Source organism: Sphingomonas plantiphila, assembly GCF_046000505.1.
GTDB lineage: Bacteria > Pseudomonadota > Alphaproteobacteria > Sphingomonadales > Sphingomonadaceae > Sphingomonas > Sphingomonas plantiphila.
This window is the reverse complement of record NZ_JBELQC010000001.1, coordinates 1,468,202-1,483,879: the sequence shown is the minus strand read 5'-3', so window position 1 is coordinate 1,483,879 and position 15,678 is coordinate 1,468,202. Positions and strand designations below refer to the sequence as shown.

16 protein-coding genes and 1 tRNA gene are annotated in these 15,678 nt (G+C 67.2%); 13 read left to right on the top strand and 4 right to left on the bottom strand.

Annotated features, from left to right (window positions below):
* Positions 1-44: 44 nt before the first annotated feature.
* Positions 45-2,303, bottom strand: a complete 2,259-nt coding sequence (gene parC / locus ABS767_RS06940; RefSeq protein WP_408077620.1) for a DNA topoisomerase IV subunit A — start codon at positions 2,301-2,303, stop codon at positions 45-47.
* Positions 2,304-2,352: 49 nt separating this feature from the next.
* Here parC and ABS767_RS06935 point away from each other — a divergent pair, with 49 nt between their 5' ends.
* The 4 genes from ABS767_RS06935 to purC all read left to right on the top strand — a co-directional run bounded on the left by ABS767_RS06935 (position 2,353) and on the right by purC (position 6,481).
* Positions 2,353-3,600, top strand: a complete 1,248-nt coding sequence (locus ABS767_RS06935; RefSeq protein WP_408077619.1) for a tetratricopeptide repeat protein — start codon at positions 2,353-2,355, stop codon at positions 3,598-3,600.
* 121 nt (positions 3,601-3,721) lie between these two features.
* The gene (locus tag ABS767_RS06930) at positions 3,722-4,594 is read left to right on the top strand and encodes a hypothetical protein (RefSeq protein WP_408077618.1); all 873 of its coding nucleotides are present in this window, start codon (positions 3,722-3,724) and stop codon (positions 4,592-4,594) included.
* Positions 4,595-4,705: 111 nt separating this feature from the next.
* The gene (locus ABS767_RS06925; RefSeq protein WP_408077617.1) at positions 4,706-5,596 is read left to right on the top strand and encodes a DUF4349 domain-containing protein; all 891 of its coding nucleotides are present in this window, start codon (positions 4,706-4,708) and stop codon (positions 5,594-5,596) included.
* Between the two features lie 102 nt (positions 5,597-5,698).
* Positions 5,699-6,481, top strand: coding sequence for a phosphoribosylaminoimidazolesuccinocarboxamide synthase (purC, locus tag ABS767_RS06920; protein WP_408077616.1), 783 nt, complete (start codon positions 5,699-5,701; stop codon positions 6,479-6,481).
* 128 nt (positions 6,482-6,609) lie between these two features.
* Here the strand turns inward: purC and ABS767_RS06915 are convergent, their stop codons facing one another.
* Positions 6,610-6,759: a hypothetical protein gene (locus ABS767_RS06915; RefSeq protein WP_408077615.1), complete on the bottom strand. Its 150-nt coding sequence runs from the start codon at positions 6,757-6,759 to the stop codon at positions 6,610-6,612.
* 146 nt (positions 6,760-6,905) lie between these two features.
* On the opposite strand from ABS767_RS06915, the gene purS reads away from it, so the two are divergent.
* The 3 genes from purS to ABS767_RS06900 are packed head-to-tail and all read left to right on the top strand — an operon-like array spanning position 6,906 to position 8,504.
* Positions 6,906-7,136 (top strand): phosphoribosylformylglycinamidine synthase subunit PurS, encoded by a 231-nt coding sequence (gene purS, locus ABS767_RS06910; RefSeq protein WP_408077614.1) that lies wholly within the window; start codon positions 6,906-6,908, stop codon positions 7,134-7,136.
* A complete protein-coding gene (purQ, locus tag ABS767_RS06905) occupies positions 7,133-7,798 on the top strand; it encodes a phosphoribosylformylglycinamidine synthase subunit PurQ (RefSeq protein ID WP_408077613.1) in 666 nt (221 codons plus the stop codon). Before purS ends, purQ begins: the two co-directional genes overlap by 4 nt.
* 4 nt (positions 7,799-7,802) lie before the next feature.
* Entirely contained in the window at positions 7,803-8,504 is a 702-nt protein-coding gene (locus ABS767_RS06900) for a Crp/Fnr family transcriptional regulator (protein ID WP_408077612.1), read from the top strand.
* Between the two features lie 57 nt (positions 8,505-8,561).
* Here the strand turns inward: ABS767_RS06900 and ABS767_RS06895 are convergent, their stop codons facing one another.
* Both ABS767_RS06895 and ABS767_RS06890 read right to left on the bottom strand, forming a co-directional pair.
* Positions 8,562-8,966 (bottom strand): hypothetical protein, encoded by a 405-nt coding sequence (locus ABS767_RS06895; protein WP_408077611.1) that lies wholly within the window; start codon positions 8,964-8,966, stop codon positions 8,562-8,564.
* A 61-nt stretch (positions 8,967-9,027) separates the two neighbouring features.
* Positions 9,028-9,750 carry a queuosine precursor transporter gene (locus ABS767_RS06890; protein WP_408077610.1) on the bottom strand — a complete coding sequence of 241 codons (723 nt, stop codon included), beginning with the start codon at positions 9,748-9,750 and terminating at the stop codon, positions 9,028-9,030.
* A gap of 79 nt (positions 9,751-9,829) precedes the next feature.
* Between ABS767_RS06890 and ABS767_RS06885 the strand changes: the two genes are divergently transcribed.
* From ABS767_RS06885 to ABS767_RS06860, 6 genes are all read left to right on the top strand, one after another.
* Positions 9,830-9,906, top strand: a tRNA-Arg gene (locus tag ABS767_RS06885).
* A 39-nt stretch (positions 9,907-9,945) separates the two neighbouring features.
* The gene (locus ABS767_RS06880; protein WP_408077609.1) at positions 9,946-11,109 is read left to right on the top strand and encodes an alpha-hydroxy-acid oxidizing protein; all 1,164 of its coding nucleotides are present in this window, start codon (positions 9,946-9,948) and stop codon (positions 11,107-11,109) included.
* A 106-nt stretch (positions 11,110-11,215) separates the two neighbouring features.
* Positions 11,216-12,205: a glycoside hydrolase family 5 protein gene (locus tag ABS767_RS06875; protein WP_408077608.1), complete on the top strand. Its 990-nt coding sequence runs from the start codon at positions 11,216-11,218 to the stop codon at positions 12,203-12,205.
* Positions 12,202-13,323: a hypothetical protein gene (locus tag ABS767_RS06870; protein WP_408077607.1), complete on the top strand. Its 1,122-nt coding sequence runs from the start codon at positions 12,202-12,204 to the stop codon at positions 13,321-13,323. The genes ABS767_RS06875 and ABS767_RS06870 overlap by 4 nt, the downstream gene beginning before the upstream one ends.
* Positions 13,311-14,156, top strand: a complete 846-nt coding sequence (locus ABS767_RS06865) for an aldose 1-epimerase (protein WP_408078662.1) — start codon at positions 13,311-13,313, stop codon at positions 14,154-14,156. Before ABS767_RS06870 ends, ABS767_RS06865 begins: the two co-directional genes overlap by 13 nt.
* Positions 14,153-15,634, top strand: a complete 1,482-nt coding sequence (locus ABS767_RS06860; RefSeq protein ID WP_408077606.1) for a tryptophan halogenase family protein — start codon at positions 14,153-14,155, stop codon at positions 15,632-15,634. Before ABS767_RS06865 ends, ABS767_RS06860 begins: the two co-directional genes overlap by 4 nt.
* Positions 15,635-15,678 lie beyond the last annotated feature (44 nt).

Sequence of the window (15,678 nt, the reverse complement as noted above, 5' to 3'; positions counted from 1 at the left end):
ATACTACCCAATCGCAGGGACATGCCGCCGGACCGGGCTAGCGTTCAGAAGCGGTTGTCGCGCGGAAAGCCGATCGGTGGCATCCGGCCGGCCGCCCCGCGCGCCGCGCGCCACGGAGTGAGGTCGGTCTCGCTGCGCATCCGCCCCTGTTCGCCGCCCATTCGCCAGCTCAGTCCCTCGCCAAAGCGGAAGGTGACCGCATCGGACAGCCCGCCGTCGCGATAGCGCTGAAGCTGCACGCCCTGCCCGCGCGCCAGTTCGGCGAGTTCGGCCATCGGAAAGACCAGCATCTTGCGATTGTCGCCGACCACCGCGACATAATCATCCGCGTCCCCGACCGGCTTGACCAGTTTCAGGACGGCGCCCGCGCGCGGATTGACCACCTGCTTCCCCTTGCGCGTTTCGGCGATCACGTCTTCGGTCTTGACCAGGAAGCCGCGTCCGTCGCTCGCCGCGACCAGCAACCGCGTCGCGGCGCTGGCGGGCAGCAACCCGACGATTCCGGTGCCGCCATCGAGATCGACCATCAACCGCACCGGCTCGCCAAAGCCGCGCCCACCGGGTAATTTGTCCGCCCCGAGCGTGTAGAAACGCCCGTTTTCGGATGCGAGCAGCAGCTTGTCGGTCGTCTGGGCGTGGAAGGCGATGAAGGGGCCGTCGCCTTCCTTGAACTTCGCCGTGTCGGCGCTGGCGAGGTCGGCATGGCCCTTCATCGCGCGGATCCAGCCGCGCTGCGACAGGATCACGGTGATCGGTTCGCGCTCGATCATCGCCTCCAGCGGGATTTCGCGTGCCGGCGCGGCCTCGGCGACCATCGTGCGCCGCGCGCCGAGTGCGGTTTCGGGGCCGTAGCGGTCGCGGATCTTGCCCAGATCGCGCTTCATCCGCGTGCGCTGGCGCGCCTCGCTCGACAGCAGCGCCTGAAGCTCGGCCTGTTCCTTCTCGAGCCCGTCGCGCTCCTTGCGAATCTCCATTTCCTCGAGCTTGCGCAACGCGCGCAGCCGCATGTTGAGGATCGCTTCGGCCTGGCGGTCGGTCAGGCCGAACTCGGCCATCATTACCGGCTTGGGCTCGTCCTCGGTGCGAATGATCTGGATCACGCGATCGAGGTTGAGAAAGGCGACCAGATAGCCGTCGAGCAGCTCGATGCGGTCGGCGATCTTCGCCAGGCGATGCTCCGAGCGGCGGCGCAGCACGATGAACTGGTGATCGACCCAGGCCGACAGCGCCTGTTTGAGGCTCATCACGCGCGGCGTGCGCGTGTGATCGAGCACGTTGAGGTTGAGCGACACGCGCGTTTCGAGGTCCGACAGGCGGAACAGGCTTTCGATCAGCGTCTGCGGATCGACAGTCCGCGCGCGCGGCTCCAGCACGATGCGGATTTCCGCGTCGGATTCGTCGCGGATATCGGCGAGAATCGGCAACTTCTTGTCGTTGATGAGTGCCGCGATCTGTTCGATCAGCTTGCCCTTCTGCACCCCGTACGGGATTTCGGTGACAACGATCTGCCACGTGCCGCGGCCCTGATCCTCGAGCGCCCATTTGGCGCGCACGCGAAAGCCGCCACGCCCGGTGGCATAGGATTCGGCGATCGCGGCGGGACTGTCGACGACGATGCCGCCGGTGGGAAAATCGGGGCCGCGGACATGGTCCAGCACCTGTGCGTCGCTGGCGTTCGGCTGGTCGATCAGCAGGATCGCGGCATCGATCAGCTCGGCGGCATTATGCGGCGGGATGCTGGTCGCCATGCCCACTGCGATGCCGCTCGCGCCATTGGCGAGCAGGTTGGGGAACAGGCCGGGGAACAGCTCCGGCTCCTCATCCTCGCCATTATAGGTCGGGCGGAAATCGACGGCATTCTCGTCGAGGCCGTCCATCAGGTCAATCGCGACCTGCGTCAGCCGCGCCTCGGTGTAGCGATAGGCGGCCGCATTATCGCCGTCGATATTGCCGAAATTGCCCTGCCCGTCGACCAGCGGGTAGCGCAACGCGAAGGTCTGCGCGAGCCGCACCATCGCGTCATAGACCGACTGGTCGCCATGCGGGTGATATTTGCCGATCACGTCGCCGACGACGCGCGCGCATTTCTTGTAGCCCTGGCTGGGATCGAGCCGCAGCAGCCGCATCGCCCACAGCAGGCGGCGGTGGACGGGTTTCAGGCCATCGCGGACATCGGGGAGCGACCGCGCCGTGATGGTCGACATCGCGTAGACGAGATAGCGTTCGGACAGCGCCGAATCGAACGGGGCGTCGACGATGGCATTGAAAGGATCGGGGATGGCGTCGCTACGTGTATCGCTCATGGCATCGCTTGTTAGACGCGCGGCACGGCGAGGCAAGCCCTGCGCCATCTTGCTGTCCGCCACGGCGACGCTGGGATTCGCCATGCCTGTGCTGGGCGCCGAACGCTGGCGCCTGCCGCAGGAGGTCAAGATGATCGCTCAGATGGGTGACAACAGGACCGCACTGGCGCTGCTGCTCAAAGAACTCGACGCATGCGAGGCCGGGGCGGGAACCGCCGATCGGTGCCTCGACCTGCTGGTCACCGCGGCCACCCTGGCGCAACGCACGCGCGATGCTGAAACAGCGGAGGCGATGGCGCGCCGTGCCGCCGTGCTGGCGGACCGGACGCTGGCCGAAACCAGCCCCGACCGTGCGCTCGCGCACCGCCTGCTCGGAAGCGTGCTGACGAGTCCCGACGCGGCGCTGGCCGAATACCGGATCGCGCTGAACCTCTATTCCGCAAACGACAATCCCGCCGCGGACAATGTCTTGGCCGATATGCTCCGCCTGCTCGACCGCGAGGGCCGCTATGCCGAGGGCGAGGCGCTGCATCGCAGGATCGTCGATACGGCGATCGCGAAAAACGGTCCCGACCATCCCGATGTCGCGGCGGCGCTCACCAACCTGGCGATCAACCTGTCGGCACAGCGGCGGGAGGATGCGGCACACCCGCTGCTCGTCCGCGCGCTGGCGATCTATGAACAGCGGTTGCCGCCGGGCCATCCCTATATCGCGCTGCTGCTCACCAATGTCGGCGCGTCGCTGGTCGCGATGGACCGCGCCAATGAAGCGGTGCCACTGCTCGAACGAGCGCTGGCGTTGCGGGAGAAGACCCTGGCGCCGGGCCATCCCGATCTCGCGGTCTCGCTGAACGCGCTGGCGAGCGCGTGGCTGAAGCTGGGCGAGCTGAAGCAGGCAGAAACCTTGCAGCGGCGCGCGCTCGAACTGCGTCGCGCGTCGCTTCCCGAAGGATCGCCGGGGATCGCACGCGGCCTGATCAACCTTGCCTTCACCCTCAAGCAACAGGGGCGGTTTGCCGAGGCGGAGCCGCTTTATCGCGAGGCGCGCGGGATCGTCGCCGCGACCCATGCGCCCGACCACCCGATGCGGATCAACGCGGACTGGTCGCTGGCCGAGATTCTGCTGAGCGGCGGCGCCGACCTCGCGGAATCGCGCAGCTATTTCCGCGCGGCCGCGCGTGGAGCCCTGGCCCGGATCGGAAGTTACCGCGACTTCGATACGGGCGCGACGCGCGAGCTTGCGACCTGGCGCAATATCTTCGCCGGTCAGGCCAGGATCGCTTGGGCATTGCGCTGATCGAGCAGGCTGCAACACGCGGCATCGCAACTTCCCGATTCGGTACAGCTGCGCAGACTCTCCCTTCCGGGCGTTAACCATTTCCCTTATCGTTTCGCCTGCGAACCGCGGGGGGAATCGGATGCGAGTCGTTACAGGGGTGCTGGGGCTGTTGGCGCTTGCCGGGTGCGACAATTCGCCCAAGCAGAAGGCACCGGAGAAGATCAGCGGCGAGGCCGTTGCCGCGCTGACCGCGACCGGCGGGGCCTTCGACTATCGCTATGCCTACAAGGTGCCGCCCGCCCAGGTGAAAGCGGTGGTCGAATCGCATGCCAAGGGCTGCGACAAGCTCGGCCCGGCTCGCTGTCGTATCCTGTCGATGCGCTACCGTGTCGACGACGCGAACAAGATCGCCGCGACGCTCACCTTCCGCATCGACCCCGCCGTCGCGCGCAATTTCGGCGAAGCAGCGACCAAGGTGGTGGTGGGCGGCGGCGGCGCGCTAGTCGAGACCGAGATCGCCGGCGCCGACGCGACCGCGTCTGCGCGGTCCAACATGCTGGTCAACCGCCTGCGCGAACAGTTCGCCAATGCCCGCGTGAGCAACGATCCGGTCCAGCAGGATCGCGCCCGACGGCTCCAGACCGCGCTCGACGTGATCGCCGAGTCGGAGGCCGATGTCGGCGAGACCATGGCGACCGCGCCGGTGCTCATCACCTATAGTTCAGGCACGCCCGCGCCCGGACTCAACGGCTCCACCGACGCCAGCTTTCGCGATGCGGGCAATACGCTGATCGCCTCGACCGCCTCGCTTGCGCAGGGTCTCGCGGCGGTGAGCCCGCTGCTCCTGCTCCTTCTGCTGCTGCTTATCGGGGCGCTGGGTTTGCGCGTCCTGATCAATCGCACGGCGCCGCCCATCGCCGCAGGCGGCGATCTGGAATCTTATCGCGACGACGACGGGCAGCCCGAGCGGCGCAATACCATCAGTCGCTGGTTCAATCGCGACGAGACCTGATCTGCCGCGTCAGATTATGGCAGAATTGGGGCGTTGCCGAATTCCCTCCGTTGTGATGTGATATTACTCTGCCCCGACGCCGGGGCGCGACGATATCTCTGGAGGGGCACCATGCGCTGGATAGCAGGATCGCCATTGTTGATGGGCCTGGCACTGCTCGCCGCTTGCGGGCAGGCCGATCAGCAGCAGGAGGTCGCGGCGGCCGAGGACGTCGCGATGGACGTGGCCGAGGCGCCGCCAAAGGGCGAGGGTGGCGCGGCACAGGATTCCGGCACCGATCCGCTTGCCGTGACCCTGCCCCGCATCGCCTATATCTACCGGGTCGGTTACCGCCTGCCGGGCGACGCCATTCCCACGCTGCAACAGGCGCACGTCGCACTGTGCGACAAGATGGGGGCGGCGCGATGTCAGGTCGCCGGTCTGCAGCGGTCGGGCGGAGAGGCCGATTACGGCAACGGCACGCTGAAGCTGCGGGTCGAGAGCAAGAGTGCGCGCGCCTTTCTCGACACCCTCAACAAGGTCGCGTCGGACAAGGGCGGTCGCCCGGTCGATACGGCGATCGAGGCGGAGGACGTGTCCAAGCAGATGGTCGATGCCGAGGCGCGCATCCGCCAGCGCGAACTGCTCGTCGGCCGCCTGACCGAGATTCTGCGGACCCGTCAGGGCAGCGTCGGCGACCTGGTCGCCGCCGAACGCGCCGTCGCCGAAGCGCAGGAGGAACTGGATCAGGCAAAGGGATGGCTGACCGAGCTTCGCGGGCGGGTCGCCTTTTCGACGATCGAGATCGGCTATAACGCACAGGCGGCGGACGCCGGCGGGTTCGGCGCGCAGATCCGCGATACGCTGGCCGATTCGGGCAGCCTGTTCCTGATCGGCCTGCGCGGCCTGTTGACCGTGCTGATCGTGCTTGCGCCGTGGGTGCTGGTGTTCGGTCCGCTGGTCTGGCTGGCGCTGCGCTGGCGGCGGCGGCGCAAGCCGGTCTTTGCACCGCCGAGCGATTGATTGCGTGGCAGATCGCGTTTCGATATAGGCGCGGACCGAAGCCCCGGCGCCGCGCGGAGACCGCGCCGCCGGGGCACCGCGTTTTTGAAGGACCCCGTCGCCATGGCACGCCGCCGCCAGATCTATGAGGGCAAGGCCAAGATCCTCTACGAAGGCCCCGAACCCGGCACGCTGATCCAGTATTTCAAGGACGACGCGACCGCGTTCAACGCCCAGAAAAAGGGCACGATCAACGGCAAGGGCGTACTCAATAACCGGATTTCCGAGCATATCTTCACGCTGCTCGGCGGCATCGGCATTCCGACGCACTTCATTCGCCGCCTCAACATGCGCGAGCAGTTGATCCGCCAGGTCGAGATCGTCCCGATCGAAGTCGTCGTCCGCAACGTCGTCGCCGGATCGCTCGCCAAGAAACTGGGGATCGAGGAAGGCACGCCGCTGCCGCGCACGATCATCGAATATTATTTCAAGGACGACGCGCTGGGCGACCCGCTGGTCACCGACGAGCATATCCTGTGCTTCGGCTGGGCCAGCCAGGAAGAACTGCACGACATGGCCGACATGGCCATTCGCGTGAACGACTTCATGTCGGGGCTGTTCGCCGGGATCGGCATCCGGCTGGTCGACTTCAAGCTCGAATTCGGGCGGATCTTCGACGAGAACGGCTATGGCCGCATCATCCTTGCCGACGAGATCAGCCCGGACGGCTGTCGCCTGTGGGATATCGCCAGCGGCGAAAAGCTGGACAAGGACCGCTTCCGCCGCGATCTGGGCGGCGAAGTCGAAGCCTATCAGGAAGTCGCGCGGCGGCTGGGCCTGTTGCCGGAGGGCGCGGATTCGGCGGTGCTGGACCTCGAGACCCACCGCAAGAAGCGCGGGAAGTAGGCTCTAATTTATCTGGTCAGTTTTGCTGACGCGGCACCGGCCCGCTCCCCCCCGGCCACCCATTTCAGAATATCCTCCGATGGGTGGCCGGGTGGGGGAGCGGGCCGGTGCGGCCAACCAAAAATTCCTTACCCCTTCGCCTTCAGACCGGCAATGATTCCGAAGATGAAGGCGCAGATCAGTGCGATCTGGACCTGCCCGTTCGGGTCGTGCCACCCGAAATAATCCCTGCCGAATGCCACCAGCGCGACGAACAGGGTGATCGCCAGAAATGCCATTATGCCAAACTCCAGGACCGCGCCCCGCCCCCGCGGCGTCGACTCGGACCCGCACAGTGTCGCAGCAGGCGGTAAAGGGACGATGAAATCTTGAACCCGCGCGGGACAAGGCCCATAGGGCGCGGCAAATCCCCGGAGGAAATCCCATGAAGCTGCGCATCGTCGTCACCCTCAAGAACGGCGTGCTCGACCCACAGGGCAAGGCGATCGAACACGCACTCGGCTCGCTCGGCTTTGCGGGCGTGAGCGAGGCGCGCGTCGGCAAGCTGATCGAACTCGACGTCGCCGACGACACCAGCGACGCCGACATCGACGCGATGTGCCAGAAGCTGCTCGCGAACACGGTGATCGAAAACTACCGGGTGGAAAAGCAATGAAGACCGCCGTCATCGTCTTTCCCGGATCGAATTGCGACCGCGACCTGGCGGTGGCGATCGAGAGCGTGACGGGCAGCAAGCCGGAGATGGTCTGGCATGGCGAGAGCGCGCTTCCCGACGGCCTGGGCCTGATCGCGCTCCCTGGCGGCTTTTCCTATGGCGACTATCTGCGCTGCGGCGCGATCGCGGCGCGGTCGCCGGTGGTGCGCGCGGTGGTCGATGCGGCGAACCGCGGGACGCCGGTGATCGGCATCTGCAACGGCTTCCAGGTGCTGACCGAGACCGGGCTGCTCTCCGGCGCACTGATGCGCAATTCCGGCCTCGATTTCGTGTGTCGCGACGTCGACCTGACGGTCGAGAACAGCCAGTCGATCTTCACCAGCCGCTATGACGCGGGCGAGACGATCTCGATCCCGGTCGCGCATCATGACGGCAATTATTTCGCCGATGCCGAAACGCTCGACCGGATCGAGGGTGAGGGCCGCGTGGCTTTCCGCTATGCCGGGAACGTCAACGGCAGCGCGCGCAACATCGCCGGAATCGTCAATGCGGGCGGCAATGTGCTCGGCATGATGCCGCACCCCGAACGCAAGATCGAAGCGGCCCATGGCGGCAGCGACGGCCGGCGCCTGTTCGAAGGGCTGCTCGAAGCGGTGGCGTGAGGGGATGAGCGGTCCGGCACCGATCGTCTGCGACGCCTGTCCCGTCGCCGATCGCGCGGTCTGCTCCGCCTTGTCCCCCGAGGATCGCGGGGAACTCGCCCGGATCGGGCACCATCGCCGCTATGCGCGCGGCGAAACGATCGTCGCGGCGGGCGATTCGGCTACGGTTTGCGCGACGCTGACGCGGGGCGCGGCGAAGATGTCGAGTATCGACCGCGACGGCACCGAGCGGATCGTGGCTCTGGTCCATCCGGCAGGGATGCTCGGCCAGTTGTTCGCGCCGACCGCGACGCTCCATGTCACCGCGCTGACCGAGTGCGAAGCCTGTCTGTTCCCCGCGGCGCACGTCGCAGCGCTGAGCGACAAACGCCCCGCGCTGGCTCGCCGCCTGCTCGCCGAGGTCAGCCGCGAGTTGGACGAGAGCCGTGCGCTGATCGACCTCATCTCCAAGCGGCAGGCAAAGGGCCGGGTTGCGGCGCTGATCCTGGCCTTTGCCCGCGCCGCCAGCCCGGCCCCCTGCCACGATGCGGAGACGTTCGACCTTCCGCTGACGCGCGGCGAGATGGCGCAGTTGCTGGGGATCACGATCGAAACGGTGAGCCGCACGCTGACCGCGCTGGAGGATGCCGGGATCATCGCCCGACAGGGCAGCCATGGCATCGCGATTCTCGACCGCGACGCGCTCGACGACCTCGCTTCGGCCTGAACGAAAAAAGGCGCGGGCGAACCCAGGGGTTCGCCCGCGTTGAGGGAGGGTTCGCGTTCAGACTGCGAAGCGGATGGCGGCGACGATCAGGCCCCAGACCATCAGCATGACCGGCATGATCATGACCTGCACGATCACGCCGCCCGCCGCGAGCGGTCCGGTTTCGGTCGGCAGCCCTTCTTCCATGAATTCGGCGAAGCTCGGCGCCCGGCCCTCGCCCGGCGCCACGCGCGCCCACCAAGCCGGGACGGCGAAGGCGGCGGCGAGGAACACGGCGAAGATCACGAACGGGATCGCCAGGCCCTTTTCGCCGAATGCCGCCCACATGATCCCGAGATAGGCGAAGAACCCGGCGAACACGCCGATATGAAGCGAGGGGTGCAGGTCGAACACATGCTCACCGCGATTGCGGCGCAGCGGACGGGCGGCGGCAAAGGCCTGGGCATGGATGGGCATGTTCATCGTCGGTCTCCTTCACTGGAGCGACGATGCGCCGGTCACGCGGCGCGCGCTTTGCGATCCGTCAAACGCGGGTGCGGAACGGGGTGAAGTCCGTATCCTCGTCGAACACATCGACCCCCTCGCGCGCCTTCAGGAAGCCGACCACGGCATAGGTGACGGGGGTGAGGACGACTTCCCACAGCACCTTGAGACCCCAGTTGGTGACCATCACCATCAGCACCTGCTCGTTCGACCACTCGCCGAGAAAGGCGAGCGGGTAGAAGATCAGGCTGTCGACGCCCTGCCCGAACACCGTCGACCCGATCGTGCGCAGCCACAGATGGCGCCCTTCGGTGTGCAGCTTGAGTCGTGCGAGGACATAGGAGTTGACGAACTCGCCCGCCCAAAAGGCAATCATCGACGCACCGACGATCCGCCACACCTGGCCGAACGCGGCCTCATAGACCTCCTGCCCCTCCCAGCCCGGCGCGGGCGGCATGACGACGATCACCCAGCACATCACGGCTGCGAAGAAGGTCGCAGCGAACCCAGCCCAGATCACGCGGCGCGCGCGGGCATAGCCGTAGATTTCGGTCAGTACGTCGCCGATGACATAGGAGAGCGGGAAGAACAGGATGCCGGCGCCAAAGGTGAGGCCGCCCAGCGTCGCGACCTTGGCCGCGCCGACCACATTCGACAGGACGAGGATGACGCAGAACGCCGCCATCACATAGTCGTAGTAGCGGAAATGCCCGCCCGCGACCTGCCCCGCGTTGATCCGTACCGGCGCCGCCTCTTCGCGCATCGCTCGCCCCCTGCCTGCCCGGCCGGATTATGATCGCGGTTTGCGACCCGCGCAATCCGCGCTAACGCACTCTTCGCGCGCGCCCGTAGCTCAGTTGGATAGAGCACGAGCCTTCTAAGCTTGGGGCCGCAGGTTCGAATCCTGCCGGGCGCGCCAGACGATCCGCAGCAAGCGGACGGGCGGGGAGAGGACGCGATGCCGCAGTTCGGCGACTATCAGCATGCGATCTATGGCGCCGGGCTGCAGGGCGTGCTCCCCACGATCCCGGTCGATTTCGCCAGCCTCGAGAAGCGTGCCGAGGCGGCGATGGCGCCCTCGCTGCTGAGCTATGTCCAGGGCGGGTGCGGCGACGAGCATACGCAGCGCGCCAATGCCGAAGCCTTTCGTCATTGGGGCATCGTGCCGCGGATGATGGTCGATTGCGCGACCCGCGACCTGTCGGTCGATCTGTTCGGGATGAAGCTCCCCTCCCCGCTGTTCATGGCCCCGGTCGGCGTGACGGGCATGTGCACGCAGGACGGTCATGGCGACATCGCCGCCGCGCGCGCCGCCGCGCTGACCGGGGTGCCGCTCACAGTCTCGACGCTGACCAACGATCCGCTGGAGGATGTCGCGGCGGCGATGGGCGACACGCCGGGGATGTTCCAGCTCTACACGCCCAAGGATCCCGAGCTCGCCGCGAGCCTGGTAGGCCGTGCCGAGGCGGCGGGGTACAAGGCGATCGCCGTCACGCTCGACACCTGGGTCACCGGCTGGCGGCCGCGCGATCTCAACACCGCGAACTTCCCGCAGCTGCGCGGGCATGTCCTCTCGAACTACTGGTCGGACCCGCGCTTTCAGCAGATGCTGGCGAAGCCGTTGGCGGAAGACCCCCGTGCCGCGGTGATGACCTGGGCCGCGACCTTCGGACGGGTGCTGACCTGGGCCGACATGAAGTGGCTGCGCTCGCTGACCAAGTTGCCGATCGTGCTCAAGGGCATCTGCCACCCCGACGATGCGCGCCGTGCCGTCGATGAAGGCGCGGACGGCATCTATTGCTCCAACCATGGCGGGCGACAGGCCAATGGCGGGATCGCCGCGATCGACCTGTTGCCCGATGTCGTCGAAGCGGCGGGCGCTGTGCCGGTGCTGTTCGATTCGGGCATCCGATCAGGCAGCGACGTTGCCAAGGCGCTGGCGCTGGGTGCCACCGCAGTCGGCGTCGGTCGCCCCTATTGCTATGGACTCGCCCTCGGCGGCGCGGAGGGGGCGGCGCATGTCCTGCGATCGATCCTGGCGGAGGCCGACCTGCTGATGGCGGTCGACGGATTTCCCGATATCGCGGCACTCCGGGCGGCGGGCGCACGGCGGCTCCCGTGACGCCTGCAGCGGGCGCGCAAAAGCACGATTGACCAGCGTTGTCTGATAGCGCTACCATCTTTTTTGTGACCGCCCGACAGTGGCCGGAACAGATGGAGAGACACGTATGATCGGGCCTATTGCGCTTGCCGCGATGCTTGCCGCCGGACCGCAGGCGGCACCCGCCCGCACCGACAAATTGCCGGTCGGCACCTGCATCAACATCGGCAACACGTTCGAACCGCCGGCCGAATCCGCCTGGGGCGGCAAGCCGCTGGCGGGTGACGACATGGCGATCATCGCCAAGGCGGGGTTCAAGACCGTCCGCCTGCCCGTGCGCTGGGATACGCATGCCGGCAAGGGGCCCGACTTCACGATCGACGCCGCCTATATGAAGCGCATCCGCACCGCTGTCGAACAGGCGCGCGCGGCCGGGCTCAACGTCATCCTCAACAGCCATCATTTCGAGGCGATCCACAAGGACCCGCTGGGCAGCGCGCCGCAACTTGCCGCGATGTGGCGCCAGATCGCCGCGACCTTCGCCGACATGCCGCGCGATCATGTATGGTTCGAGATCGAGAACGAGCCGCACGAGAAGTTCGACAACAAGAATCTGATCGCGGTGATCACCCCGGCGCTCAAGGCGATCCGCGAGACCAACCCGGACCGGCCGGTCATCGTCGGCGGTGAGTTCTGGAGCGGGATCGACAGCCTGGCGACGCTGCCGCTGCCCGACGATCCCCATGTCGTGCCGACCTTTCACTATTACGAGCCGTTCGACTTCACCCATCAGGGCGCGACCTGGGTCAACCCGGCCCCGCCGCTCGGCCGCAGCTATGGCACGGCCGAGGACGTGCTGCGGCTGAAGCGCGATGTCGAGAAGATCCGCGCCTATATCGCGCGCACCGGCAAGACGCCGTTCATGGGCGAAACCGGGGCGCATACCACCACCAGCCTCGACCAGCGTGTCGCCTATCACCGCGCCGTCACCGCCGCGTTCGGGCCGCTGGACATCGGCATGTGCGCCTGGGCGTACAGCAATACCTTCCCGTTCTACGACAAGGAGAAGAAGCAATGGCTGCCGGGTCTGCGCGGCGCGATGGGGTTGCCCGAATGAAGCGCGCACTGATCGCCGCGGCGGCATTCGCCGCGCTCGTCCCCGCCCATGCGCAACAGGCGCAGCCGACGCCGGAGCTCCAGGCGCTCGACGATGCGCTGCCCGGCACGCTGGTCAACGATCCGTCGCGGATGGACTGGAGCTTCTACGGCACCGAGCAGAAGACGAAGAACGTGCAGGACCCCGCCATTCCTGGTGGCGGCGCGGCGGTGCAGGTGACCGTCGCGCGGGCGGGCGCCAACATCTATGACAGCGGCGCCAACGTCCCGCTGCGCACCGGCATCGCCGCGGGGCGGGACTATACCGTCGCCTTGTATGCGCGCACACTGAAGTCGGACGCGCCCGGCGGCAAGGGCCGGATCGGCGTGCGGTTCCAGCAGAATGCCGCGCCCTATGACGGCTTTGGCGACCAGACGCTGGAGGTCGGCAGCGACTGGACGCTGTACGAAGTGACTGCGCGCGCGGACAAGGCGATTCCGGCGGGGCAGGCGATCGTCGGCCTGCAGCTCGCCGGGGCCAAGCAGGTGATCGAGATCGGTCAGGTCATCATCGTCGAGGGTGCGACCAGCATCCGCACGGTCAAGCGCGTCGAGACCGCCGCAGCGCCCGACCCCGAGCTGCCGCCGCAGCTCAAGGACAAGGGGCGGATGCTCAACGACCCCGCCAATCGCGACTGGGCGATCTATGGCGAGGGGCAGGCGACCAAGCCGACCGTGACCAACGTCTATGGCCGGGTGGGAACGCTGTTCAGCATCGCCGCCGCCGGCAGCGCCCCGCATGTCTCGGGCGCCAGCATCCCGCTCAAGGAAGGGATCAAAGACGGCGACATCCTGACCATCGCCGTCCTCGCCCGGACGCTGTCCGCGGCCACGCCCGACGGACAAGGGCTGTTGTCGGTCCGCATCCAGAAGAATGCCGCGCCCTATGACGGGTTTCTCGACAAGCAGGTGAAGGTCGGGCCGAACTGGCGGCTGTACCAGTTGCGGACGCAGGCGGGCATGGACATCGCCGCGGGCTCGGCGCAGCTGACGCTGCACACCGGCGCCGCGCAACAGGAGATCGAGATCGGCCCGGTCTATGTCATCCGCGAAGAGCCGGTGCTGACATCGGCGAACTGAGACTGAGTGCCGGAACCGCGCGGGCGGGCGTCGCGCCCGCGCTGGGCGGATCGCTGACGGCGTGGGAGATCGACGGGCAGCCGTTGCTGCGCGCCGCGTCGGCTGACGCGCTGGAACGCGGCGATCCGCTCGGCATGGCGAGCTTTCCGCTGATCCCCTGGTCGAACCGGATCGCCGATGCGCGGTTCGACTGGGTGGGGGAGAGCCATGAACTCACGCCCCGCTGCGACATGCACGCCCACGCGATCCACGGCACCGGCTGGAAGACGCCATGGGCGGTGCTGGCGCACGATCAAGCACGGATCATGCTGCGGCTCGACCATGCGGGCGACGCGCGCTGGCCGTTCGCATTCTCGGCGACGCAGGAAATCGTGCTTACTCCCGAGTCGCTCACGGTCACGCTGATCGCACGCAATCTCGAGGATCGTCCGGTCCCGCTCGCCTGCGGCCATCATCCCTATTTTCCCGCTGCCGGCGCACGGCTGCGCTTCGCAGCGGAACGGCGCTGGCCGCCCGATACGCGGATGCTGCCCGGCGCGCCGGTCGAGATCGCCGCACGGCAAGTCGATTTCGCGGTGGCGGATCGCGCGCTCGATTGCGCCTTTTCGGGATGGGATGGCTCTGCGACGATCGCGTGGCCGGGCCGCACGCGCGCGCTGCGCATCGAATCCGAGGTCGACCACGCGGTGGTCTACACGCCGTCGGGGCGCGACTATTTCTGCTTCGAGCCGGTCGCGCACCTGCCCAATGCGCTCGACGTCATCGTCGCGCCCGGTGAGACGCATCGGGCGACGATGCGGCTGATCGCGCAACCTGCTAGCACGAACGCATGAGCGCACCGGTCGCCAGAATCGTCATCGTCGGAGGCGGCACCGCCGGATGGATGGCGGCAGCCGCCGCTGCGCGGTTCCTCACCAACGGCACGCGGACCATCACGCTGATCGAATCCGACGCGATCGGCACGGTCGGCGTCGGCGAGGCGACGATCCCGCCGATCCGCGAGTTCAACCACCGCCTGGGCATCGACGAGCGCGAATTCGTCCGCGAGACCGGCGCGACGATCAAGCTCGGCATCGAGTTCGTGAACTGGGCGCGGCAGGGCGACCGCTATCTCCACCCGTTCGGCGAACTGGGGCATGATTTCGAGGGCGTCGCCTTTCACCAATTCTGGCTGAAGCATCGAATCGGCACGCTCGAAGACTATTGGATGTCGGCGCAGATGGCGCGGCGCGACCGCTTCGCCCCGCCGGGTCCCGATCCGCGCTCGCCGCTCGGCGGGCTGGCCTATGCCTATCATTTCGACGCCGGCCTCTATGCCGCGTTCCTGCGCCGCCGCGCAGAAGCGGGTGGCGTCCAGCGGATCGAGGGCAGGATCGCCGGCGTAGAGCGCGACGGCGAGAGCGGCCATGTCGCCGCGGTACTGCTCGACGACGGACGGCGCGTCGCAGGCGATTTCTTCTTCGATTGTTCGGGGTTCCGCAGCCTGTTGCTCCGCGAGGCATTGGGCGTCGGCTATCGCGACTGGTCGCACTGGCTGCCCTGCGACCGTGCGATCGCCGTGCCGTGCGCGCGCACCGATCCGCTGACCCCGCTGACGCGATCGACCGCGCACGGATATGGCTGGCAGTGGCGCATCCCGCTGCAGCACCGCACCGGCAACGGCATCGTCTATGCGAGCGGGTTCGGCAGCGAGGAGACGGCGCGCGCGACGCTGGTGGACAATCTCGACGCGCCCGCCACCGATGCGCCGCGCAGCCTGTCCTTCACCGCCGGGGTGCGTGAGCGGCAATGGGAGGGGAATGTCGTCTCGCTCGGCCTGTCGGCGGGGTTTATCGAGCCGCTCGAATCGACCAGCATCCATCTGATCCAGACCGGCATCGCCAAGCTGATGTGGCTGTTCCCCGACCGCGCGATGGGGCCGCGGGGGCGCGACGAGTATAACCGGCTGATGCATGAAGCGTACGAATATGTGCGCGACTTCATCGTGCTGCACTACAAGGCGACGGAACGGCGCGACACGGAGTTCTGGCGCCATGTCGGCGCGATGGCGGTGCCCGACAGTCTCGCCGGAAAGCTAGAACTGTGGCGCGAGCGCGGGCGGGTGCGGCGCTTCGACCATGATCTGTTCGGCGTGCCGAGTTGGGTCGCGGTACTGCTCGGCCAGCGGATCGAACCGGATGGCTATGACCCGCTGGTCGATTCGATGGACGATGGCCGCGTCACCTCCGCGATGCGGCACATCGCCGCGACCTATGCCGAGGTGGCCGGGAAGCTTCCCGGCCATGCCGACCAGATCGCGGCGATGCGCTAGAGTCGTTTTCAGTAAGGCGGCACCGGCCCGCTTCAGCTCTGCTG